This window comes from Flavobacterium sp. GNP001, from assembly GCF_054343775.1.
This window is the reverse complement of sequence record NZ_JBTGUX010000001.1, coordinates 1,749,779-1,773,794: the sequence shown is the minus strand read 5'-3', so window position 1 is coordinate 1,773,794 and position 24,016 is coordinate 1,749,779. Positions and strand designations below refer to the sequence as shown.

At 34.0% G+C, this 24,016-nt stretch carries 18 protein-coding genes; 7 read left to right on the top strand and 11 right to left on the bottom strand.

The window, feature by feature from the left end; genetic code table 11:
• The 7 genes from ACXX8U_RS07560 to ACXX8U_RS07530 form a co-directional block, all read right to left on the bottom strand.
• The gene (locus tag ACXX8U_RS07560; protein WP_458565321.1) at positions 1-1,221 is read right to left on the bottom strand and encodes a restriction endonuclease subunit S; all 1,221 of its coding nucleotides are present in this window, start codon (positions 1,219-1,221) and stop codon (positions 1-3) included.
• A 1-nt stretch (position 1,222) separates the two neighbouring features.
• Complete coding sequence (locus ACXX8U_RS07555) at positions 1,223-4,114, bottom strand: type I restriction-modification system subunit M (protein ID WP_458565320.1); 2,892 nt, start codon at positions 4,112-4,114, stop codon at positions 1,223-1,225.
• 88 nt (positions 4,115-4,202) lie between these two features.
• Positions 4,203-6,407, bottom strand: coding sequence for a DUF3987 domain-containing protein (locus ACXX8U_RS07550; RefSeq protein ID WP_458565319.1), 2,205 nt, complete (start codon positions 6,405-6,407; stop codon positions 4,203-4,205).
• A 46-nt stretch (positions 6,408-6,453) separates the two neighbouring features.
• Entirely contained in the window at positions 6,454-6,741 is a 288-nt protein-coding gene (locus tag ACXX8U_RS07545; protein ID WP_458565318.1) for a helix-turn-helix domain-containing protein, read from the bottom strand.
• Positions 6,742-6,744: 3 nt separating this feature from the next.
• Positions 6,745-7,032 carry a helix-turn-helix domain-containing protein gene (locus tag ACXX8U_RS07540; protein WP_458565317.1) on the bottom strand — a complete coding sequence of 96 codons (288 nt, stop codon included), beginning with the start codon at positions 7,030-7,032 and terminating at the stop codon, positions 6,745-6,747.
• Between the two features lie 97 nt (positions 7,033-7,129).
• Positions 7,130-8,833 (bottom strand): hypothetical protein, encoded by a 1,704-nt coding sequence (locus ACXX8U_RS07535; RefSeq protein ID WP_458565316.1) that lies wholly within the window; start codon positions 8,831-8,833, stop codon positions 7,130-7,132.
• 277 nt (positions 8,834-9,110) lie between these two features.
• Positions 9,111-10,346 carry a tyrosine-type recombinase/integrase gene (locus ACXX8U_RS07530; RefSeq protein WP_458565315.1) on the bottom strand — a complete coding sequence of 412 codons (1,236 nt, stop codon included), beginning with the start codon at positions 10,344-10,346 and terminating at the stop codon, positions 9,111-9,113.
• Positions 10,347-10,849: 503 nt separating this feature from the next.
• Between ACXX8U_RS07530 and ACXX8U_RS07525 the strand changes: the two genes are divergently transcribed.
• The 4 genes from ACXX8U_RS07525 (at position 10,850) to katG (ending at position 14,834) form a co-directional block, all read left to right on the top strand.
• Positions 10,850-11,158, top strand: a complete 309-nt coding sequence (locus ACXX8U_RS07525; protein ID WP_458565314.1) for a DUF202 domain-containing protein — start codon at positions 10,850-10,852, stop codon at positions 11,156-11,158.
• Between the two features lie 140 nt (positions 11,159-11,298).
• The gene (locus tag ACXX8U_RS07520) at positions 11,299-11,862 is read left to right on the top strand and encodes a YeeE/YedE family protein (protein WP_458566397.1); all 564 of its coding nucleotides are present in this window, start codon (positions 11,299-11,301) and stop codon (positions 11,860-11,862) included.
• Positions 11,863-11,872: 10 nt separating this feature from the next.
• Positions 11,873-12,346: a DUF6691 family protein gene (locus tag ACXX8U_RS07515; protein WP_458565313.1), complete on the top strand. Its 474-nt coding sequence runs from the start codon at positions 11,873-11,875 to the stop codon at positions 12,344-12,346.
• A gap of 235 nt (positions 12,347-12,581) precedes the next feature.
• On the top strand, positions 12,582-14,834 hold the full coding sequence (gene katG / locus ACXX8U_RS07510; protein WP_458565312.1) for a catalase/peroxidase HPI: 2,253 nt from the start codon (positions 12,582-12,584) through the stop codon (positions 14,832-14,834).
• Positions 14,835-15,002: 168 nt separating this feature from the next.
• On the opposite strand, the gene ACXX8U_RS07505 is transcribed toward katG, so the two are convergent.
• From ACXX8U_RS07505 to prfB, 3 genes are all read right to left on the bottom strand, one after another.
• Entirely contained in the window at positions 15,003-16,631 is a 1,629-nt protein-coding gene (locus ACXX8U_RS07505; RefSeq protein ID WP_458565311.1) for an acyl-CoA carboxylase subunit beta, read from the bottom strand.
• A gap of 162 nt (positions 16,632-16,793) precedes the next feature.
• Positions 16,794-17,795, bottom strand: coding sequence for a UDP-3-O-(3-hydroxymyristoyl)glucosamine N-acyltransferase (lpxD, locus tag ACXX8U_RS07500; protein ID WP_458565310.1), 1,002 nt, complete (start codon positions 17,793-17,795; stop codon positions 16,794-16,796).
• 188 nt (positions 17,796-17,983) lie between these two features.
• Positions 17,984-19,079 (bottom strand): peptide chain release factor 2 gene (gene prfB / locus ACXX8U_RS07495; RefSeq protein ID WP_210790014.1). Its coding sequence is split into 2 segments (ribosomal slippage): positions 17,984-19,015 and positions 19,017-19,079, totalling 1,095 coding nucleotides; the frame shifts between segments, so codons are not numbered across the junction.
• Between the two features lie 191 nt (positions 19,080-19,270).
• Between prfB and ACXX8U_RS07490 the strand changes: the two genes are divergently transcribed.
• Complete coding sequence (locus ACXX8U_RS07490) at positions 19,271-20,293, top strand: threonine aldolase family protein (RefSeq protein WP_166133700.1); 1,023 nt, start codon at positions 19,271-19,273, stop codon at positions 20,291-20,293.
• A gap of 80 nt (positions 20,294-20,373) precedes the next feature.
• Here the strand turns inward: ACXX8U_RS07490 and ACXX8U_RS07485 are convergent, their stop codons facing one another.
• Complete coding sequence (locus tag ACXX8U_RS07485) at positions 20,374-20,694, bottom strand: YbaB/EbfC family nucleoid-associated protein (RefSeq protein WP_210790012.1); 321 nt, start codon at positions 20,692-20,694, stop codon at positions 20,374-20,376.
• A gap of 70 nt (positions 20,695-20,764) precedes the next feature.
• Here ACXX8U_RS07485 and ACXX8U_RS07480 point away from each other — a divergent pair, with 70 nt between their 5' ends.
• Complete coding sequence (locus tag ACXX8U_RS07480) at positions 20,765-22,900, top strand: S9 family peptidase (RefSeq protein WP_458565309.1); 2,136 nt, start codon at positions 20,765-20,767, stop codon at positions 22,898-22,900.
• Between the two features lie 70 nt (positions 22,901-22,970).
• Positions 22,971-24,011, top strand: a complete 1,041-nt coding sequence (gene capA, locus ACXX8U_RS07475; protein ID WP_458565308.1) for a cysteate synthase — start codon at positions 22,971-22,973, stop codon at positions 24,009-24,011.
• Positions 24,012-24,016 lie beyond the last annotated feature (5 nt).

Here is a 24,016-nt window from a genome sequence, read left to right as displayed (position 1 = left end):
TTAATTTATTAAATGCGTTACTCTTTTTTTACCTGATAATAGGTCTTGCATTAACCCTGTTTTGATGGATTTCAATTTGTTTAATTCAACTTCATTAAGTGAAATATTCTCTTTTATTGAATTTATTTTATCTGCTATTTTATTTTGTTCTGTTATATCTTTTGGAAAAGTCAAAATAAAATTTTCAATATCACTCTTTGTGATGTTAGGGTCTTTCCTAGTGCTGACTGCAAATTGTTTCCATTTAAACCTGTAATACTGTAAAAGTAATTGAACAAAATCTGAATTCATTTCAAATCTTGGATTACTTAAACAAGTTATAGCTTGATTTGTTCCTGCTTCTTTTTTAAGTATTGCAGTTCTTCCTATTTGTTCCCAACCACCATACATTGCAATTAGTATTGAGTTAACTGGCATTAATTTAAGTGATGTATTACTTAAAGCATAATCAGAAACTCTTTCTTCTGTTTCAAATAAATAATCCTCATTTAAATCAAGTGTTTTTACCCAATTATGACCATCATTCGAAAAGTATTTTTTATTACTTCTTAATGGTGTAATACCTGACTTTAAATCATAAACATTTGCAATTGGTAAAAATTCCCATTCTTTTGGAATTCTACCTAATGGACTATCTTTAAAATTGTGTGTTACTTCACTTCTAATATTGCCTTTTTCATCAATACCTTTAGTCAATAAATCTTGCATTAAACCTGATTTAATTAGACTGTATTTTGCAATTATATTTCCTGTTTCTAAAATTGCTTTATCAACTTTAGATAGTATTTCTGCTATTTTGGATTGTTCCTTTAGAGTAACAGGTTTTAATATTTTAAAATTTTTTAGCTGTGAAATCTTTATGAATTGAATAGTTGTGCCACTTTGACCTTCTGATAAGTGTTTTATTAAATTCGATTTTAAGTATTGATACAAATACTGAACATCAACACAAAAATCAGATAAAATGTATGTTCGTTGATAAGCTTCAAATTTACCTTTATAATAATGAACAGTACCTACATCGCCATTTCCTGCAATTAGTAAAGCTTCTTTGTCAAAAGAAAAATATTCCGAAGAAAAGACTTTTTTGGAACAAGTAAAAAATGGGTACTCACCAATTGAATTTCCTTGATTAACATCTTTTTTCCCTGTGGCGAAATTAGTTAATTTTGATAGCTCAAGATTATCCCAACCATCTGGAATATTATTATTTTCTTCCATATTAATTCAAATATTTTAAATCAGTTAGAAAATCATTAAGCTCCTTCATTGTGTTGTTTCGATCTTTTTCTATACTATCAGCCGAAACAAAATATTTATCAAAAAGGTTTTCATACGCACCTATTAAAGCTCTTTTTTCAGCATTTAAATAACGTTGTAATTGATTGTTTATAATATCAAAATGTTTTTTAAGAATTAGCTTTTGGGCTTCCTCTATAGTTATCATTGCACCAATTTCAATCAATAAATTATCTAATTTGTTTAATTTATTGGTGATAATTCCTCTGTCTTTCGTTAGTGCTGTAACTTGTTTTGATATTTCTGCAATTTGTTTTTTAGCCTCTATCACTTTTGATAATTTCAATAGTGTTTCTGCTTCGTTAGTTTTATTTGCTTTTAGTTCTTTTTCTAATGCTGTTACTGATTTCTTTATATCTTGAAAATCAGTAGTGTTTTTTAGATTGGCTTTGAAATCTATAATTAATTCCGCTGTTGCACTATTCAGTTTATCCAATTCGGTATTTACTATTTTCAAAAGCTTAACGCTTTCTTCTTTTTCTTCTTCAGAACCGTATCGTTTTAGAATTAACTTCAATTCCAATTCTGCTTGTTTTAGTTTTAAAGTAGCTTTGATTTCTTTGATTTCGGCTTCAAGATTTTTAATCGTTTTTTCAACATCTTGAAAAGGTTTTGCCTCATCGAGTTTCTTCTTTTCTTTAACCAAATAATCAATGTTCTTTTTAAGTTGTTCTTTTACTTTAGAATTGGTTACTTTTTCGTCTTCCTCTGCTTCGTATTCTAATAAATTGATTGCTTCTTCAATAGCTTCCTCCAAATTGGTTTCTTTTTCGGATTGACTAATTTCAAGGTTTTCAATTTCGGATTGTTCTTTTGTGAAAAATTCTGCAATAAGATATTCATCAGGTATCAATCCTGCATCCCAACCATTTTGCATAATTGTTTTTAGGTCGTACTTGATATTATCCCACCAATTTACGAAAACTCCTGCAACTTGAAATTTATCTAATACACCAACAGGAACAAATTTTTCTTTTATAGTGTCTAATAATTCTTTTCTAACTTTTGGAATTTTGTCACCTCCAATAGAAACGTAATACGAAATACTTTCAGAAGCTGCATTTTGTGGAGTAGTTTCATTAACAGGTGCTAAGGTTGAAAAATCTTCTTTGGCTAATTGCCACCAATCTGCTAAATGTAATCCTAAATCTACTAATGTTTTGACTACATTTGCATCCTCTTCGATTTGCTTTTTTATTTCTGCTTTCTCGTTAATTGCAAAGTCTTTGTATACTTCGTTTTTATTTGCAAACAAAACACTACCATTGTAATTAAACTTTTTACAAATGGAGTTTTGTATTGCTTCAATTTCAGTTATTGGAATACCACCAACTAAATGCGCCTTTACATCTTCAGGTTCAGGTTCTGGAGTATTATCAACGTATCTTCTGATGTTTAAGGTATACTCATTTTCTTCAATAGTTTTTAAATCAACTAATTTGGAATATTTAGGTTCTTCTACTTTGTTTGTGAAAACATAATCTATTTTCTCAATATCTTCTGGACGTAATGAATTTTGTTTTTTGCCTTCTGCAAAGTCTTTGTCTGCATTAATGAAAAACACTTTATTCTTTAAATTGTCAGGTTTGTTTTTATTTAAAATAATCACGCAAGCTGGAATACCCGTACCATAAAATAATTGAGGTGGTAAACTTATGATACCTTCGATTACATTATCTTTCAACATTCCCTCTCTGATTTCCTTTTCTTTTCCACCTCTAAATAAAACACCGTGAGGCATTACAACGACAACTTTACCGTTCTTTTTACAACTAGCCAACATATGTTGTACAAACATAAAATCGGCTTTTTTACCATCTTCTGGAGCAAAACCATAAGGAAAACGAGATTTGTATTTCATCTCAGCTTCTTTGTAATTTTGAGAAAATGGTGGATTTGCAATTACTCTATCAAACTGCAATAACTGACCATCTTTTTCATTTAATGGTTCTTCTAAAGTATCGCCATATTCAATTGTGTATTTTGAAATGTTATGCAAAATGATATTCATCTTACAAATTGCAACTACAGTCGGGTCCATTTCTTGGCCAAACAATTCTAAATTATTTGCATCTTGACCTTGCTCTTCAATGTATTGGTGCGCTTGAATTAACATACCTCCCGAACCTGCTGTTGGATCGTAAATTGACATTCCTTGTTCGGGTTTCATCAATTGTACTAGTAATCTAACTACTTGGTTTGGCGTGTAAAATTGCCCTCCTTTTTTTCCACCTTCATCGGCGAAGTGTTTCAATAAATATTCATAAGCGGCACCTAATAAATCAGGGAACTCAAAGTTTTCATTGATTAATGCAGGAAAAGAATTAAAGTGTTCCAGCATCTTAATTAGGTCATTGTTTTTTACAATTGCTTTTCCGTCAACTTCTTTGTTGAAATTAATCCTACCTTTAAAAATACCTGATAAAGTTTCGGAATTTGAATCTTCAATAGCATCTAATGCTTTGTTTAGCATTTGACCGATATTGTTTTTTAAATATTTTATTGGTGGTTGTTGATTTCCATTTTCATCAATAAATCCTTCATTCCATCTTGCTCTTGCAGGAACAAAAAAAGTATCACCATAAGTTAATTTATCTTCTAAAATAATTGCGAGAGTTTCTTCGTCTAAATGTGCATAATCGGTTTTTTTGTATTGCCCTCTTTTTTGTTCGAATATATCAGACATTCTTTTAAGGAATAGCATTCCAAAAATAAATTCTTTGTATTCTGATGCGTCCATTTTACCTCTCAAAATATCAGCTGCTTTCATTAAAAAGCCTTCTAATTGTGAGAGTTTAATTTTATCGTTTTTCATTGGTTTTTGCCTTAATTAGGGTTTGCTAATATAATAATAAGTAAATAAAGATTATTTTAAATAAGCTTAACTTTTACTTGTAAATTACTTACATAAATTTTTCATAAAACCCTGTTTTTGGCTGTGTTAAATATTGTCCTAAACAAGACTTTAAAAATGTTGCTACTGAACGCTCGCTAATATTGAAGTTTTTAGCAATTTCAATGGCATCTTTACGCTGAAAATCATTTGGAAGAGCATCAAAAAATAACTTTTTATTTTGTCCTGACTTAAATACTCCTCCTTCTCCTTGCTTTGGTAAATTTTCAAACATAATAACACTGTGTTGCAAGTACACGTTTATTAAATTTAATGCGGTTTCAAAATCTAAATCAGAGCAAAATACATTTTTAGTATGGTCGTTGTTTTTAAATTTTCTGATGGCTGTAAAAAGCATGCAAAATCGATATAAAATCAAACCTAAACGCTTAACAATACTAAGAGCATCTTCGCTTACAAAAGTGTTTATTTGTTGTAAATATGAGCTAAAAGCAGGATTAAATCTTTCCCATTGTTCGTCTGTGAGTTGTAAAATCATTTCGTCTCTTTCAAAATATTGTACCAATTTATAAACTTCATTTGATTGCTTTTTGAAATAATCCGTGAGGTTAATAGGGTTTCCTTTTGGTGATGGATCTAGCCATACTGCATCTGTCTTAAAAACATAAAATACAAAACGACTAAACAAACCGTCCTCTGCTGAAGCAATAATATTAAATACTTGTTTGGGTGTTCCTGATAAGGCAACTGAAAGTTGCGGATTATTGACTTCGACAAATTCTCCATCTGTTTTACGACTAACCGATATTTTTTCACCATGAAAAGATTTGCGCAGCATATCTGAATACGAACCCCAATCATTTTTAAACGTTTGTCCTAAAGTATCGGCTTCCGTTTCGCAAATAATTCCTTTGCCTTCATTGCAATCTAAATGCTGAATGATTTTAGCATTGCTAGTGTTTGCAGGAATAAAAACTACTTTAAACTTCGGTGCTATAGGCATTGCTTGTCCGTCCTCTAATTTTCCTTTAGCTTTAAGCATTTTGTATGCTTCCAAATTTTGATCGTACCTTTCTTTTTCTGCTCTGGATTCTGCTAAAACCGCATCGTGATATTTGTCTGCTAGTGCTTTCGCAAATTTCAAAGCTCCTTTACCTGATGCCGCTGGAGCTAGTATGAATGAAAATAAACTTGGAAAAACTACATTACCGCTATATAAACCGGTAACATTTGGTAAACACCCTGAAAGTATTGCTAATGCTCCGGTAAGAAATACATCTCTTTCTCGCGGTTCTTTAAATGCTTGGCAACTTTCAAATAATATAGGTGGCAAATTATCGTAGACTGTTTGAGGTATAGTAGGCGTTGATTTTAAATAATCTTCTTCCTCTACTGCTGATTGAATAATAGGATTATTTGTATTGACTGTTTCTGTACTTTGCAAGTTTGCAAACTTTGCAAACTTTGCAAAGTCTGCAATTTGATTTTTATAGGCGCTGTGAACAGCGTTTTTAATTTCTCTTTCCGCTAAATCAAAATTAGTAACACAATAATCCAGAGTGTTCAATTCATCAATACCAAACCTGTTGGCATTACTTGCAAACAAATGAATGAAATTGTTTCTGTTCCCATTCTGATATTGTTCTTTGTTTTCTGTGAATTTTAGGCATTTGTCTAATAAATCATCTGTTGAAAGACATTGCGAAACTTGTTTTTCAACTTGTGGTTTTTGTTCTTTTACATCTTCTTTAACTGTAAATATTTCAGCTTCTTCATCTATAAAAGTATCTGGATCATGAGATACAAAACACAATCTGGTAATGTCTTTACATTTTGGATCAAAGTCAAAACCTGTAAGGCTTTTGTAAAAATTAGCCACTTGATTGTATGCGATTGCGTGTTTGTCTGCATTTGAATTTATTTTAATGAATACTTTAATTCCTTCACCTCTAGGACTTACAAATGAAGCAAGTGTAAACTTGCAATTGTTTATTATTGCTACTAGATTTTCTAAATCTTCGGTTGGAATGTGGTCAAAATCAAGATTTATAATTTGTGTATAATTTGTTAAAAAAGCTTCTTTTCGTTGTGTTGAAAATGTACCCGAAGTTGTAAAACCTAAGAGATTGCTTTTTAATTCATCCGCTTTTTGGTCTTTGCCGGAATGATAAGCATATCGAATAGATTTTATCTCACTTTCATATTTTCCATTTTTTATGTCCTGTAGAATGTGAATTAAACTTGTGTCCTCCAACTTTGTTTTGAAATTTTTATATGTAGATACCATCAGCTTTATTGGATTATTTTAGAGTTTCTTTTTTAGGATTGTAGTTCTCTTTTAACAGATTGAGAATATCTGAAAGTGAGTAATAAATTTTATTACCCACCTGAGAGAAGCCAATGACTTTGTTGTCTCGCCATTGTTGTGCTGTTCGTTTACTAATATTCATTAGTTGCATGAACTCTTGGCTATCAAAAAAGATATTCTCTGGGTTTAATCTATAGCCTAACTTCATCTTGGCAGACATTTCGACAACATTGCTCTCAATTCTTGAAAGGCTGTCTTTTGCGTTTTCGTAGAAATTCATCACTTATTTTTTTAATAAGGTTAAACATTCTAATAACTCGCTTTTTTTGTAGTAACGTCTGGCACCTATGCCGTAAGCCTTAACTTTAGAGTTATTGGTCCATGCCCAAAGTGTGCTGCTATCAATTTTTAAAAATTGGCAGGTTTCTTCTCTAGTAAGCAATTCCTCAGAATTGTCTTTTTCTTGAAGTTGTTTTTGAAGTTCTAAAATTCCGTTTTTAACGGATGTCCCAATCAGTTGTTGTAGTTGTTCAACGGTTAGGGTTTCGAGTAAAATTGCATTTGTTTGCATGGCTTGTTGTTTTAAGTTTAACAAGCCAAAGGTTTAAATGAAGTCGTGTTGTAGATTGAATGGTTTCGTGTGTTTTTAAACACGGTTTAAAAAAAAACTATTTTACACTATTGTAAATACTCTCTCTTAAATCTGTTTTGCCTAGTTGATTTTTAGGTTTAATTCTTTTTATATTGATATTAAAATCTAGTAAAAAAAACATGAATTCTGTTTGTTTATAATCTTCGTAAATAAATTTATCTTTCACCATACGGTGATAAACAAAACTATAATTAGCCAAATTTTCGTCTCCATTGCCAAATTCCTCTAACAGTTTTTGGAATTTATCAAAGGCTTTGGAAGAGGTAAAAATTCTCGGATAGGGGTTTGCTTCTATTGGATTGCCTATAACACTTTGCTTTGCCGAAGTTTTTTCACTGTCTCTATTTTCAAAATTAAATAGTTGTTCAATTTCGTTTTCAAATAAAACATCTTTGAATTCGGATACTTGACCACTCATTTTTTTAATTGTTTTAAGTAGAAATTCTAGTTTTTGATCTTCGTGAAAGCAATCCATTGTTTTGTTCAATTTTTCACTTAATCTTGACTTAGTAGCTGCGATGTGATTTATTATCTCGTCTTCTGACATACCTTCTTGCTGCAAATTTTTACGCAAAAGTGACATTGATGTTTCTAGGTCTTTTCTAACTTTATCAATACCGAAATAAATTAAATTGTTGTCAAAATCTATTGTGATATCGCGATTTTGGAGCATCCAATCTTCAAAATTATTCCTTATAATATCTGGTGTCAAACCAATTGCAAACAAATTACTTAGTGTTAGCTCAATGGTTTTTATTGGAGTATCAACATCTTGCTTTGAGTCTGCAACAACTGTTTTTTGCTTTTGGCTTTTCGCATCTGTTACAATATCTACAATAGAAGGTAGTTCAAATTTATAATCATCAACATGAGTACTTAGACCAAATTCAGCAGCTCTGGAGTTATGAATATTACTGATTTCATTACAATCTCTATTGAAATCCTCATTTTTATAAGCCTTTTGATTTTTGAACTCACTTTTATCGTAAGTATAATCAATTTGAGTAAGTAAATAATAATATCCATCTCTTAGACTGAAATTCTCTGGATTGATATTTTCTATTTTGTAAAGTTCATTGAAAAATTTAGTAAAAGCATCGTTAAACAAAAAACTTTGATAAACCGGAACGGTTCCTTTCATGAAATTTTCAAGTCTAAAAAGAGCGTTGTTAATATCTGAAACAATTTCTTCTATTCTAACTGAAGGAATTGGATAATGCTTATTTAATTGAACAAGAGTATTTTCAAACTGCTTCTTAAAATTAATTATGGCAACCTCGTTTGGAGCAACATTTAAAATTGCATTACAAACAGAAATTTGATATTGAAAATAACGTTTTTCAAAACTTTTATAAGTATCTGTTACCCAATCCGCTTTTTCTTCAATATTTATAGGTAATTCTAAATCATCGAATTTGTTTTCATTAGCTATTAGCCATTGACTGAGATTATTGTCAAGACGGTCATCCATTTGAAACTCAAAAATGACTTTTTTGTGGTTATTATCGGTAGAAAAAGTACTGCTATTTTTTGGTTCTGCATTTTGTTCTGAAATAAATTTCAAAATCAAAATGGAACTTTTAATATGATTTTCTAAAGCAATTTCATCAATTTTAATCTTATCATTTTTGGCTCCAGAAAGTGATAAAACAGTATCATCTTTAACAGGATTAAGTTCTACAACAATCGAATTATAGGCCTTTAAATCAATCTTTTTCAAGTCTAGTGCTGTAGTTCTATAAATTGGATTTTCTTTAAGCTCAGCACTTGTAAATAGCTTTATTTGGTCTGATATTTTAATTAAGGCTTTTTGGTATGCCTTGTATTTGGTTTTTTCTTTTTCAAGAAAAAAAGCTGTTGTATTATCTTCGTATTCGTTCAAAAACGCTTCTAAGTTAGTCTTGAAACTTTGTTTATATTGGTTCAAAGTACTGCTTATCATACTGTAATTTTATGATTTTAAAAAAGCGTCAATTTATAAAATAAATCCTTACATATTAAAAGTAATTTGTTAACTCCATTGCAATATCCTTGTTACTCTTTCCGATGTAGGTTAAAAACATGGTTTCTGTTGCGTGTCCGGTTACATAAATTAAATAAGTAGTTGGAATTTTACCGTAAAAATTCGTGGCAAAACTACGTCGACCAATATGAGAAGATACTAGCTCATACTTTTTGTAGGTATCTGTTTTTTTGCGAAAAATACCGCTTTTAGGTTTAGTCTCAGTTTTTTTACTTCCTACAACTAATTTATTTATTTCAGCTATTTCACAAACCTTCTTTATGTAGTCGTTGTATTTTTGGTCTGATATGGCATAAGGGAATTCTCCATTTCTTTTTTCTAATATTTCCAGTACTTTTTTATGGACAGGAATAGTCATTATTTTATTCGTTTTCTTTTGAGTGAACTCTAATAGATGTTTGCCATTTTCTATTCTGATCATTCCCTTAGTAAACCTCAAAAAATCAGAAACACGTTGCCCTGTATAACAACTAATTATTAGCCAATCTTTGGCGTTGTCCAGGCTCTCTGTTAATTTATCTTTTTCTATTAGTTCAATTGTATCTAGTTCTTCTACTGTTAAATAAATTTTCTCCACTTTTGCTCTATCCAATCTTAAACTATCTAATTGGTTATGGGTTTCAAGTCCTAAAAAGCGAGCGTGTTTGCAGAATGTTTTTATCATTACTAATTCTCGCTGCATCGTATTTTGAGCATACGATTGGCTTTTATAATAACTTACGAATTCATTTTTAAATCCATCATTTATCTCTGCAATATAGATTGGCCTGTTTCTAAATTGTTGAAAACGCTCCATCTTTTTTTGAATAACTTTAAACTTTTGAATTGAAGTATAATTAAGTTCGTGCTTTCTATATTCGATATAATGATCAATATATTCTATAAGAGTGTTAGGAATAGTTTTTTCTTCGACAACCGTTACAGCTGGATTGAGAAAATCTTTTAACCATTGCGTATTTATTATCGCATTATCTTTGGAATCATTATAGTATTTTGTTAATCTTGATTTTAGTGTCGCTAAATCAGAATGCATATTACTGTAATGAATGTCATTTAAGTTTTTTGGCTGCTCTTTTGCATTACTCCAATCGGTTGAATTGATGTTGTATTTGGTCTTAGCTATTACATCAATTTGTCTTCCATCTGTTAGTCTAATATAAATAGGAGAGGGATTGTTTTTCGATTTTAAAAGTACTTTTATCCTAGCCATGATATTGATTTTTTGTTCTATCAAATATACGAAATACTTTTATCCTTCCCAACATCTTCCCGACATTATATCAAACCTATCCAAAATGAATCAAAGCTATCCAAAAATGAATATTAATAAACCTCTCTATTTCATTGGTAAACAAAAGGCTTTTGTGTAAAAATCAACACTTTTGTAATTTATGAATTTTAGTAATAGTATTCCCGGCGACTCCACAAAAAAAACCGTAAGAACTTAATTGTAAGTGTTACGGTTTTTTTTATTTATGTTATCCTGATATCTTCCTGGCATTTTTTTTTCTTGATCTCCTTTTTATAATAGGCTTGCAGCAATTTGCTCATCAGTCTTTTCGAAATTCTTTTAATTTTATTTCATAATTATTGCCTCTGTGACATTTGTCACTGTGTGTGTTTTATATGGATCTTACTTTTGTGTAGGATGAAAAACAAGTTTACTTTCTTGCGAGCAAATTAGCATTTAATTTTAAATAAATAATCACCACGATGGATTCAGAACAAAAGAAAAATAAAGATCTCATTTTACGAGAAAAATTGGCCCTTCAGCGCACTACGCTGGCTAATCAATCTACTTTTTTATCATTTATGCGAACGGCTATGTATTTTTTAATAGCAGGTTTAAGCCTTAAAAATTTGATTGCAGTTCCAAATAGCTTTTATATCGAAGTGGGCTTGTTTGCTAGTTCATTGATAATTTTTGTTTTCGGAATTGCAAATTATTTTGTTCATCGAAAGTCAATTGCTAACAATAAAAAACACGTAGGCGATTACCAGCTTGAATATTTAAAACTTTAAGAAAGCCTGTAAAGTATTCTTTTGATCAATTAACCTTAAAAGAATCTTCAAATAAAAGGAGTTGTGTGACAAAAGTAACAGAACGTTTCGTCTATAAACTCAACCTTTGTCAAAAATAATTTATGATTAACACTATCGAAATTTTAGAATTTATTCAACAACCTTGGCCTTGGTATGTTGCCGGCCCGCTGATAGGCTTAACTGTTCCCGCTTTATTGCTAATTGGAAACAAATCATTCGGAATTAGCTCCTCTTTGCGCCATGCATGCGCTATTTGTGTACCTGCAAATATTCCTTTTTTTAAATACGATTGGAAAAAGGAAATTTGGAATTTGTTTTTTGTGTTGGGAATTGTGCTTGGAGGCGTGATTGCCTTTTTTGGACTTTCAAATCCAGATCCTATTCAAATTTCCTCATCATTACAAACCGATCTAGCGCAATACGGTATTACTGAAATTAACGGTCTGCTTCCTGAGCAATTGTTTTCTTGGTCTAATTTAGGTACAATTCCTGGTTTTGTGGTTTTGGTGTTTGGAGGTTTTTTTGTTGGCTTTGGTTCGCGCTACGCCGGAGGTTGCACCAGTGGTCATGCTATTTCAGGCTTATCTAATTTGCAATTAGCGTCCTTAATTGCTACTTGTTGTTTTTTTATCGGTGGTTTGTTAATGGTTCATTTTATCCTGCCTCTAATCTTAACACTTTAATTTTAATACAATGAATCAATTTAAAAATATTACAACTAATAATAAGGAGCAGGACAGCAATCGTGTTAGCTTTTTAAACTCTTTAAAATATTTAATCGTAGGGATACTTTTCGGAATTGTTTTTATCAAAGCCGAAATCATTAGTTGGTATCGCATTCAAGAAATGTTTCGCTTTGAATCTTTTCACATGTACGGGGTAATTGGTAGTGCAGTAGTTGTAGGAATGCTTTCTGTATTTATTATCAAAAAATATGACATCAAAACATTTTCAGGTCAGCCAATTACATTTCAACATAAGCCCTTTCACAAAGGTCAAATCATAGGCGGATTACTATTTGGTTTCGGTTGGGCACTTACAGGTGCTTGTCCAGGTCCTTTGTTTGCACAAATAGGAAGCGGTGCCACTGTGATGTTAATTCCTCTTTTAGCTGCTATTTTTGGAACTTGGGTTTATGGACTTTTAAAAGAACGTCTGCCTCATTAAGTAATTTTCTCAATTCAAATGCTTTTTTTATCATAAATACAAGCTTCCGCATTTAATTTCGACTAGGAACTTAATTTTAGGTTATCTGTTTGATTTAAAGGTAGAAAGAGACGTTTAGTATCGGTCTGAAGTATGTTTTTTTTGTTGCAGTATAGTTTTTATCTATTAAAATTTTGATTACACTCGAATTTTTATTGGTAAATTTGGAATTAGAAAATTAAAAATCAAACATATTATGGAAAATAATTCAAGACCTACCTCTTACAATGTGAATGGAGAGAGTAAATGTCCTTTCTCTGCTGGTGCAAATGCGCCTAAGCAAAGTGAACGTAATGGTAAAATCAATCGCGATTGGTGGCCAAATCAATTAAACCTGAATATTCTGCGTCAGAATGGAGTGGCTTCAAACCCAATGGGAGAGCACTTTAACTACGCGGAGGCATTTAAATCAGTTGATTTAGAAGTTTTAAAAAATGATATCAAAGAGGTAATTACTACTTCACAAGATTGGTGGCCTGCTGATTACGGTAGCTATGGTCCGTTCTTCATTCGTTTGGCTTGGCATAGTGCAGGTACCTATCGTATTGCCGATGGTAGAGGTGGAGCAGGTTTTGGTACACAACGTTTTGCACCATTAAACAGCTGGCCAGACAACGCTAACTTAGATAAGGCAAGACTATTACTTTGGCCTATCAAACAAAAATACGGAAACAAAGTATCATGGGCAGATTTAATGGTTTTGGTAGGAAACTGTGCGCTTGAGGTAGCTGGTTTCAAAACATTTGGTTTTGCAGGAGGTCGTGTTGATGTTTGGGAACCACAAGAAGATATTTATTGGGGACCTGAAAAAGAATGGCTTTCATTAAGTACGGAACCACACAGCCGTTACTCTGGTGATCGTGAACTTGAAAATCCGTTAGCAGCAGTGCAAATGGGATTGATTTATGTGAATCCAGAAGGACCAGATGGAAATCCAGATCCATTATTAGCAGCTAAAGATATCAGAGAGACTTTTGGTAGAATGGCCATGAATGACGAAGAAACAGTTGCACTTATTGCGGGTGGACACACTTTAGGAAAAACGCACGGTGCTGCTGATCCAAATAAATATGTTTGCGCAGAGCCTGCAGCAGCTTCTATGGAAGAGCAAAGTTTAGGTTGGAAAAACACTTACGGAACTGGAAACGGAGCGGATACAATTACAAGTGGATTAGAAGGTGCATGGACAACTACGCCGGCAACTTGGAGTAACAATTACCTTGAAAACTTATTTGGTTACGAATGGGAATTAACGAAAAGTCCAGGTGGAGCACACCAATGGAAACCAGTTGGTGATGCAGGAGCAGGTACAGTTCCTGATGCGCACGACCCAAACAAAACGCACCAGCCGTTTATGTTAACTACTGATTTATCTTTAAGAGTTGATCCAGCTTACGAAAAAATTTCAAGACATTTCTTAGCTAATCCAGATGCTTTTAATGATGCTTTTGCAAGAGCTTGGTTCAAATTGACACACCGTGACATGGGACCAAAAGTTCGTTATTTAGGACCAGAAGTTCCTGCTGAAGAATTAATTTGGCAAGATCCAGTTCCTGCAGTTACTCATGCTTTAATTGATGCTGAAGATGAAGCAGCTTTGAAAGCAAAAGTTTTAGCTTCAGGATTGAGTATTTCTGAATTAGTAAGTACAGCATGGGCTTCAGCATCTACATTTAGAGGATCTGATAAGCGTGGTGGAGCTAATGGAGCACGTATTCGTTTAGAGCCACAAGTAAACTGGAAAGTTAACAATCCAGCACAATTGCAACGTGTTTTACAAACTTTAGAAGGAATTCAAAATGAATTTAACGCAGCTCAAACTACTGGGAAACATTTATCAATTGCGGATTTAATTGTTTTGGCTGGAAATGCGGCAATTGAAAAAGCAGCAGCAAATGCAGGACACGCTATCAAAGTTCCTTTTGCAGCAGGTAGAACAGACGCTTCTCAAGAACAAACAGACGTAGAGTCGTTTGCAGTTTTAGAGCCGCAAGCGGACGGATTTAGAAATTATGTAAAAACTAAATACACTGTTTCAGCAGAAGAAATGCTTATTGATAAAGCACAATTATTAACTTTAACTGCGCCAGAAATGACCGTTTTAGTTGGTGGATTACGTGTATTGAACACTAATTTTGACCAATCTCAAAACGGAGTATTCACTAAAAAAGTAGATGCTTTAACGAATGATTTCTTTGTAAACCTATTGGATTTAGGCACTACTTGGAAAGCGGTTTCTGAATCAGATGATGCTTTTGTAGGAAGCGATCGTATGGCAGGAGGTATCAAATGGATTGGAACAAGAGTTGATTTGATTTTTGGTTCTAATTCAGAATTAAGAGCACTTGCCGAAGTATATGCATACAGTACAAGCCAAGATAAATTTGTAACTGATTTTGTTGCAGCTTGGACTAAAGTAATGAATCTTGACCGTTTTGATTTGGTTTAGATTTTGAATTTAATTTGTTAGAAAAGTGAGTTGGAAACAACTCACTTTTTTATGTTTAAAGGATAGCTAATCGATTTTTAAATTGTTTTGTTCCACAAAAAAAGCCCGACTTAAAATCGGGCTATTTTGTTTTATGTATTTTGCAATTAGTAATTCAGTCAATGTGATTTACACTTGAATTACGCCCAAGTTAAAAGCTTTTTCAATAGGAGCGTGGTTGGCTGCTTCAATTCCCATAGAAATCCAAGTTCTGGTATCAAGAGGGTCAATGATGGCATCTGTCCACAAGCGTGATGCTGCGTAGTAAGGAGAAACTTGTTCGTCATAACGCGCTTTGATAGTGTCGAATAATTCTTTTTCCTTCGTTTCGTCTACCAGTTCGCCTTTTGCCTTGAGCGATGAAGCTTCAATTTGAGCTAAAACTTTGGCTGCTTGCGTACCGCCCATTACCGCTAGTTCAGCGCTTGGCCAAGCAAAAATTAATCGAGGATCATACGCTTTACCGCACATGGCATAGTTTCCGGCACCGTAGGAGTTACCAACAATTACTGTGAATTTTGGAACAACAGAGTTAGAAACGGCATTAACCAATTTAGCTCCGTCTTTGATGATTCCGCCGTGCTCGCTTTTTGAACCCACCATAAATCCAGTAACATCCTGCACAAATACCAACGGAATTTTCTTTTGGTTGCAATTAGCGATAAAACGAGTGGCTTTGTCAGCGCTATCAGAGTAAATCACTCCTCCAAACTGCATTTCGCCATTTTTGGTTTTTACCACTTTACGTTGGTTAGCCACAATTCCTACTGCCCAACCGTCAATGCGGGCGTAACCCGTGATAATGGTTTGTCCGTAACCATCTTTGTATGTTTCAAATTCAGAATTATCGACCAAACGGTGAATGATATCCATCATATCATACTGTTCGCTTCGCGCTTTTGGTAACAAACCGTAAATTTCATTTTCGTCAAATTTTGGTTTTTCTGGAGCAATACGGTTGTAACCAGCTTTGTCAAAATCACCAATTTTATCTACTATTTTTTTAATTCTATCTAAAGCGTCTTTATCATCTTTGGCTTTATAATCAGTCACACCTGAAATTTCACAATGTGTTGTTGCACCGCCTAGAGTTTCATTATCAATGCTTTCTCCAATGGCAGCTTTTACTAAATAACTTCCTGCCAAAAAGATACTTCCGGTTTTATCAACAATCATAGCTTCGTCACTCATGATTGGTAAGTACGCGCCACCAGCGACACAACTTCCCATAACTGCAGCAATTTGTGTAATACCCATGCTGCTCATTTGCGCATTATTTCTGAAAATTCGGCCAAAATGTTCTTTGTCAGGAAAAATTTCATCTTGTAATGGCAGATAAACACCAGCGCTATCAACTAGGTAAATGATTGGTAATCTGTTCTCCATTGCGATTTCTTGTGCGCGAAGATTTTTCTTTGCAGTAATTGGGAACCAAGCACCTGCTTTTACGGTAGCATCGTTGGCAACAACTACGCATTGTTTGCCTTTGATATAACCAATTTTTACCACTACGCCTCCTGATGGACATCCGCCGTGTTCTTTGTACATTCCTTCGCCTACAAAAGCACCAATTTCTATACTTTTTGCTTTCGGGTCTAATAAATAATCAATGCGTTCGCGTGCTGTCATTTTGCCCTCGCTATGCAATTTTTGAATGCGTTTTTCGCCGCCGCCTAGTTTAACAATGCTTAATCTTTGGCGTAAAGCAGATAACAAAAGTTTATTGTGGTCTTCGTTTTTATTGAAGTTCAAATCCATGGTCAATTATAGTTATAAAAGTTTGTGCTAAAATACAAAAAGGAACTTAATTATTAGTATCAATGCTTTGTTCTAGTGAAAAAAATAGCGTGTTTGATTGCTATATAAACAAAAAAACAGAAGCGAACTTCTGTTTTTTTATGGATATGATAAAAAAAATAATTATTTATTTTTAGATTCGTTAACGAGTCTTTTTAAGATTGCCCATTGTTTTAGGGCATCTCTGGCCTCAACTGCAGGGTAACCCAACATCGTTTTTCCAGCAGGAATATCGCCGGTTACACCAGACCCTGCACCAACAATGGCACCATCACCGATAGTCGTGTGATCTTTAATCGATGCACTTCCACCAATGATTACGCCGTTTCCTAAGGTTACAGATCCAGCCAATCCGCTGTTTCCGGCCATGATACAAAATTTGCCTAGTTTACTGTTGTGACCAATTTGCACCAGATTATCGATTTTACATCCATCACCAAGAACTGTTGAGCTGAACTTACCGCGGTCAACACAAGAGTTGGCGCCAATTTCAACATTATTACCAATGATGACATTTCCAATTTGCGGAATTTTTACCAAACCACGTTGCGGATCAGGTCGAAAACCAAAACCATCAGCACCGATTGTTGCGTTCGGATGAATAATACAATCGTTACCAATATGACAGCGCTCTCTTACCACCGTTCCTGACCAGATTACGGTGTTTTTACCCACTGTTGATTCGTCTAAAATGGTTACGTTTGGATAGATAGTTGAGTTGTCGCCAATTATTACATTAGGTCCTATGTAGCATCCAGCGCCAATCTTAGCGCCATTACAAATTTGTGCGGTAGCATCGATGGTTGCAGTAGGATGTATGCTTACTGCAAAAACTGGAGTTGGTGGAGCAAAAAGTTCTAAAACTTGTGACATAGCCAAGTCAGCATTTTTAACTTTGATAAAAGCACGATTATCACCTGGTTCGATGCTAATATCTTCATTTACAACAGCAGCACAAGCCTTTGAGGTTGCCCAAAATTTTTCGTATTTTTTGTTTCCTATAAATGAAATGTCCGTAATGCTGGCAGCTTCTAATTGTTCTGGAGCAGTAATGCTTGTTAGGGTTGACCCAACGATTTCTCCGTTAAGAATTTCGTTTATTTCGTTAATTGTATAGGATTTCATTGAAAAATTGGATGTTTTTGAGTTAAATATTTTTCAAATAAAAGAATTTACCCGTAGTTATCCTAATTAATCCTCCATTTTAGTTCTAACATTTTTTGATTGTTATTGAAGTTTTGTAATTGCAGTTTTGATATTCTTTTTTTAAATAAAAAATCCTATAAAAAAAGTTTTTTATAGGATTTTAAAATTTATTCTTCTTTTTGTCCCATCATCATCAGATAGGCTTTTAGGAACGCATCAATTTCACCATTCATGACGCCATCCACATTGCTCGTTTCGTAGCCAGTCCTGACGTCTTTAACCAGTTTGTAAGGTTGCATCACGTAATTTCGGATTTGTGAGCCCCATTCAATTTTCATCTTGCCAGCTTCAATATCCGCTCGTTGTGCTTGTTTCTTTTTCAATTCAATTTCATACAACTGTGATCGAAGCATTTGCATGGCACGTTGTCTGTTATCTTGCTGTGAACGCGTTTCTGAACATTGAATTTGAATACCGGTTGGTTTGTGAAATAGTTGTACTTTCGTCTCTACTTTATTCACGTTTTGACCACCTGCACCACTAGATCGTGAGGTAGTAATTTCAATATCCGCAGGATTGATTTCAATTTCAATACTATCATCAACAAGCGGGTACACGTATACGGAAACAAAAGAAGTATGTCGTTTGGCATTACTGTCAAAAGGCGAAATACGCACCAATCGGTGTACGCCGTTTTCTCCTTTTAGATAGCCAAATGAATAATCGCCCTCAAACTCTAATGTTACGGTTTTGATTCCAGCGGCTTCTCCTTTTTGAAAGTTCAGTTCTTTGATTTTGTATCCGTATTTTTCGCCCCACATCATGTACATACGCGTAAGCATTTCGGCCCAATCACAACTTTCAGTTCCACCAGCACCGGCTGTAATTTGGATTACGGCACTAAGCGTATCGCCTTCGTCAGAGAGCATGTTTTTGAATTCGATAGCTTCAATATGTGCTTCTGTTTTGGTGTATTGCTCGTCTAATTCTTCTGTAGAAAGTTCTCCTTCTTTGTAAAAATCATAGGCTAACTCTAATTCGTCGGTCATTTCAACCGCTTTATTGTAGTCTTCTATCCATTTTTTTTTGTTTCGAAGATTTTTTACCAAAAGCTCAGCCTCTTTAGGATTGTTCCAAAAATCGGGAGCAAATGTTTTTTCTTCTTCGTTAGAAATTTCAATTAGTTTGGCATCAACGTCAAAGATACCTCCTCAACGCACCAAGGCGCTCTACAATACCTTTTATTTGTTCGGTAGTTGTCATAAAAATTAGTGTACTAGGTTGTTAGATAATCATTTTACCTCGCTACGTTTTTGCTGTGTAATATTAGTTCAGATTTAACGGAACTTATTGGAAATAACAATTCGTATTGTGTAAATTTGTGCCACAAAAATAGGAAAATTATGCGACGGTGCAATTGTAAGTGCTGCACCGTGTCTAAATAAAAATATAATATGGAAATAAATTTAATAAGCGATACGATTACAAAACCGTCTCGCGAAATGCTAGTGCACATGTTGAACGCAACTGTGGGAGACGATGTGTACAAGCAAGATCCTACAGTTATAGCTCTTGAAGCCAAAGTAGCAGCGATGTTTGGTATGGAGGCTGGTCTTTTTTTTCCTTCAGGAACGATGGCTAACCAAACGGCCATTAAATTACATACGCAACCAGGCGAGCAGTTAATTGCCGATAAATACGCACACGTATATCATTACGAAGGTGGTGGAGTTTCGTTCAATAGCGGTGTATCCTGCTGTTTGCTTGACGGAAAACGCGGAATGATTACAGCAGATCAGGTGGCAGCAGCTATTAATGATCCCGAATTTTACCACAGCCCGTTAACGAGTTTGGTTTGCGTTGAAAACACTACCAATAAAGGTGGTGGCGCTTGTTATGAAATTGAAGATTTGCAAAAAATCCAAGCAGTTTGTAAAGCCAATAATTTAAAATTCCATTTAGATGGCGCGCGAATTTGGAATGCATTGGTAGCTAAACGTCAAGATCCTAGGGCATTTGGGCAAATTTTTGATACGATTTCAGTGTGTTTGTCAAAAGGTTTGGGTGCTCCAATTGGTTCAGTGCTTTTGGGTGACAAAGCAACAATACATCGCGCTTTACGCATCCGAAAAATATTTGGTGGAGGAATGCGCCAAGTAGGTTATTTGGCTGCAGCCGGAATTTATGCTTTAGATAATAATATTGAACGCTTGGCCGAAGACCACCGCAGAGCTAAAGAAATTGCAGAAGTATTAAAAAGGGTAAGTTGGGTAGCTTCTGTCGAACCAGTAGAAACGAACATTTTGATTTTTACTTTGGTGCCGAATGTAATCGAGAAGAATTTAATCGAACTCTTAAAGCAGAAAAATATTTTAATTAGTTCAATGGGGCATGGAAAACTGCGTATTGTAACCCATTTAGATTATAAAGAAGTAATGCATACCTATGTGCTTGAAACACTCCAAAAATTAGTGTAAAGCTAATTCAAGAACTTTTTAAAGTTTAAGGTTTACCGTTTTTTAAATCATTAAAAACAGTAAACCTTAAGCTTTATTTTTTATTTGAACAAATTATCCATTCCTGGAATCATCGGCATGTCCATTTTTGCCACAGCATCCAATTCGGCTTCATTAACTTGAGAAGCTTTTGCGATAGCTTTGTTCAAAACCAAAATCATATAATCCTCTAATTGTTCTTTATCCTCCAAAAGTGCATCATCAATACTAATTGATTTGATTGCTCTGTTAGCAGTTAGCGTCACTTTTAGTAATCCATCTGAACTTTGTTCGTCAATCAATACTGTATCAAGTCTCTTTTTTGTGTCTTCTATTTTTTGTTGGGTCTCTTTTAATTTGCCCATCATTCCCATTAAATCCATGTTTAGCTATTTTTAAGTTAATTCAGATACAAAATTACTATATTGCGTAGTCATTATCAATAAAAGATTCATGAAAAACACACCCTTCCTTAGTGGTGTTTGTCTTATTTTTGCAATTGTAAATAGTAATGTGCAAGCACAAAAAATAGTAACTCCTATGACTCAGCCAAAAGCTAAAATTATACCTAAAACGCTAGAAAAACACAATCAAAAACGTATCGATAATTATTTTTGGCTGAACGATCGCGAGAATCCAGAAGTAATTGATTATTTGAATCAAGAAAATGCCTACTACGAAGCTTCTACTGCTGGTACGAAAGATTTTCAGAAAGCTTTGTACGAAGAAATGAAAGCGCGTATTAAAGAAGATGACCAGTCCGTTCCGTATTTGTATAATGGTTATTACTACATTACTCGTTACGAAACTGGCAAAGGTTATCCGATTTATTCTCGAAAAAAAGGAAGTTTGACTGCTACTGAAGAAATTCTTTTTGATTGTAATGAATTAGCTAAAGGACACTCTTATTTTCAACTTGGTGGTATGAGTATCAGTCCTGATAATAAATTGGTGAGTTTCGGAATCGATACGGTGGGAAGAAGAATTTACACCATTCAAATCAAAAACCTAGAAACGGGCGAATTATTCTCTGATACCATTGAAAATGCTGACGGAAGTTCCGTTTGGGCAAATGATAATAAAACTATTTTTTACACCCGACAAGATACGGTTACGCTGCGTTCCGATAAGGTTTTTAAACATAAAGTAGGCTCTTCAGCTGATCAGGATGTGGTTGTTTTTTATGAAAAAGACGATACATTTAGTGTTTCTGTTGGTAAAGAAAAGTCTAAAAAATATATTGTAATCAGTTCAGGCAGTACACTTACAACCGAGTACCGCATTTTAAATGCGGAGCAGCCTGATGGCGAATTTACTATTTTTCAAAAAAGAGTGCGTGGTTTAGAATACAGTATTTCGCATTTTGGAGATTCATTTTACATCCTAACCAACAAGGATAAGGCGAGTAATTTTAAACTAATGAAAACCCCAGAAAACGCTACATCCAAAGAAAATTGGAAAGATGTAATTGCGCACCGTGAAGATGTTTTGCTAGAGGATATTGAAATTTTCAAAAACTATTTAGTTGTCGAAGAACGCTCAAATGGTTTGAATCTTATTCGAATTATGCCTTGGAGTGGGGAAGCTGACTATTACTTGCCTTTTGGTAGCGAGACTTACAATGCTTTCACTACGACGAATATCGATTTTGATACAGATGTTTTGCGTTACAGTTACCAGTCATTGGCTACACCTTCGTCAGTCATTGATTTTAATATGACAACGAAGGAGAAGACGATTCTAAAAGAGCAACAAGTTCTAGGTGGTAAATTTGATAAAGACAATTATACCGAAGAACGTGTGTGGGCGACTGCGAAGGATGGTACCAAAGTGCCAATTTCGATGGTGTACAGAAAAGGCTTGAATAAAGATGGTAAAAATCCATTATTACTGTATGCATATGGTTCATATGGTGTAACGATGGATACCTATTTTTCATCTACACGACTTTCTATCTTAGATCGTGGATTTGTTTTTGCAATTGCACACATCCGCGGAGGCGAAGATTTAGGAAGGCAATGGTACGAAGATGGGAAATTGCTGAAAAAGAAAAATACGTTTACTGATTTTATTGATTGCTCTAAATTTGTAATAGAGCAAGGTTATACCTCTGCAGATCATTTGTACGCTGAAGGAGGCTCAGCTGGTGGATTACTAATGGGTGCGGTAGTCAATATGGCTCCTGAATTGTATAAAGGCGTAATTGCTCAAGTACCATTTGTTGATGTAGTAACAACGATGCTAGATGATACTATACCTTTAACAACGGGTGAATACGACGAATGGGGAAATCCAAACGTAAAAAAATACCATGATTATATGTTGTCTTATTCGCCCTATGATAACGTAAAAGCACAAAAATATCCTAATATGCTTGTTACAACAGGCCTGCACGATTCGCAGGTGCAGTATTGGGAGCCTGCTAAGTGGGTGGCTAAGCTTCGTGCATTTAAAACCAATGATACTGTTTTGTATTTGAACACCAATATGGATGCGGGTCATGGCGGGGCTTCAGGACGATTTGAGGCTTTGAAAGAACTCGCTAAGGAATACAGTTTTTTGTTAGATTTAGAAGAAATTAAAAACTAATTAGATTATTTTTGTTAAATTTGCACCATGCGCGTTCGAATTTATAGTCGGTGCGACTAACTATTTTTTTATGAAAAAAGAAATATCTGCTTATAATAATGTCTTAGAATTAATAGGGAATACACCCCTTATTAAACTAAATAAAGTTACTGAAGATCTAGTTGGAAATTTTTACGCTAAGGTTGAAGCTTTTAATCCAGGACATTCCTCTAAAGATAGAATTGCATTATATATAATTGAAGAAGCTGAAAAACGTGGGATTTTAACTCCAGGTGATACCATTATAGAAACTACATCGGGTAATACTGGATTTAGTTTAGCTATGGTAAGTATCATTAAAGGATACAATTGCATTTTAGCAGTAAGTTCAAAGTCATCAAAAGATAAAATTGACATGTTGCGTAGCTTGGGCGCCAAAGTTTATGTTTGTCCAGCACACGTTTCAGCAGATGATGAGCGATCTTATTATAATGTAGCAAAACGTTTACACGAAGAAACAAAAGGGTCAGTTTACATCAATCAATACTTCAATCAGTTAAATATTGATGCACATTATAACTCTACCGGTCCAGAAATTTGGAAACAAACTAACGGACAGATTACACATTTGGTTGCTTGCAGCGGAACCGGAGGAACTATTTCTGGTACAGCCAAATATTTAAAAGAGCAAAATCCGAATATCAAAATTTTAGGAGTAGATGCTTTTGGCTCGGTGTTAAAAAAATACCACGAAACTAGAGAGTTTGATAGTGAAGAAATTTATCCGTACCGTATTGAAGGTTTAGGGAAAAATTTAATTCCATCAGCAACTGATTTTGATATTATTGATAAATTCATGAAAGTAACTGATGAGGAAAGTGCTCATACTGCTCGTGAAATCACCAAAAAAGAAGGTTTGTTTGTAGGCTATACTTCTGGTGCAGTAATGCAAGCCATCAAGCAATATGCTGAAGAAGGTGAGTTTGATGAAAACAGCAACGTAATTGCTATTTTTCCTGATCACGGTTCTCGTTATATGAGCAAAGTATTTAGCGATGATTGGATGAATGAGCAAGGCTTTTTTGATAGTATCAATGAAGAGGAAGTTCAAAAAATCGAATTTATTAAATAATTCAA

Excerpts from the sequence above, each read along its gene's own strand:
- ACXX8U_RS07560 (WP_458565321.1), bottom strand. The coding sequence starts at position 1,221 with ATGGAAGAAAATAATAATATTCCAGATGGTTGGGATAATCTTGAGCTA.
- ACXX8U_RS07555 (WP_458565320.1), bottom strand. The coding sequence starts at position 4,114 with ATGAAAAACGATAAAATTAAACTCTCACAATTAGAAGGCTTTTTAATG.
- ACXX8U_RS07545 (WP_458565318.1), bottom strand. The coding sequence starts at position 6,741 with ATGAATTTCTACGAAAACGCAAAAGACAGCCTTTCAAGAATTGAGAGC.
- ACXX8U_RS07540 (WP_458565317.1), bottom strand. The coding sequence starts at position 7,032 with ATGCAAACAAATGCAATTTTACTCGAAACCCTAACCGTTGAACAACTA.
- ACXX8U_RS07530 (WP_458565315.1), bottom strand. The coding sequence starts at position 10,346 with ATGGCTAGGATAAAAGTACTTTTAAAATCGAAAAACAATCCCTCTCCT.
- ACXX8U_RS07525 (WP_458565314.1), top strand. The coding sequence starts at position 10,850 with ATGGATTCAGAACAAAAGAAAAATAAAGATCTCATTTTACGAGAAAAA.
- ACXX8U_RS07515 (WP_458565313.1), top strand. The coding sequence starts at position 11,873 with ATGAATCAATTTAAAAATATTACAACTAATAATAAGGAGCAGGACAGC.
- katG (WP_458565312.1), top strand. The coding sequence starts at position 12,582 with ATGGAAAATAATTCAAGACCTACCTCTTACAATGTGAATGGAGAGAGT.
- ACXX8U_RS07505 (WP_458565311.1), bottom strand. The coding sequence starts at position 16,631 with ATGGATTTGAACTTCAATAAAAACGAAGACCACAATAAACTTTTGTTA.
- lpxD (WP_458565310.1), bottom strand. The coding sequence starts at position 17,795 with ATGAAATCCTATACAATTAACGAAATAAACGAAATTCTTAACGGAGAA.
- ACXX8U_RS07490 (WP_166133700.1), top strand. The coding sequence starts at position 19,271 with ATGGAAATAAATTTAATAAGCGATACGATTACAAAACCGTCTCGCGAA.
- ACXX8U_RS07485 (WP_210790012.1), bottom strand. The coding sequence starts at position 20,694 with ATGGATTTAATGGGAATGATGGGCAAATTAAAAGAGACCCAACAAAAA.
- ACXX8U_RS07480 (WP_458565309.1), top strand. The coding sequence starts at position 20,765 with ATGAAAAACACACCCTTCCTTAGTGGTGTTTGTCTTATTTTTGCAATT.
- capA (WP_458565308.1), top strand. The coding sequence starts at position 22,971 with ATGAAAAAAGAAATATCTGCTTATAATAATGTCTTAGAATTAATAGGG.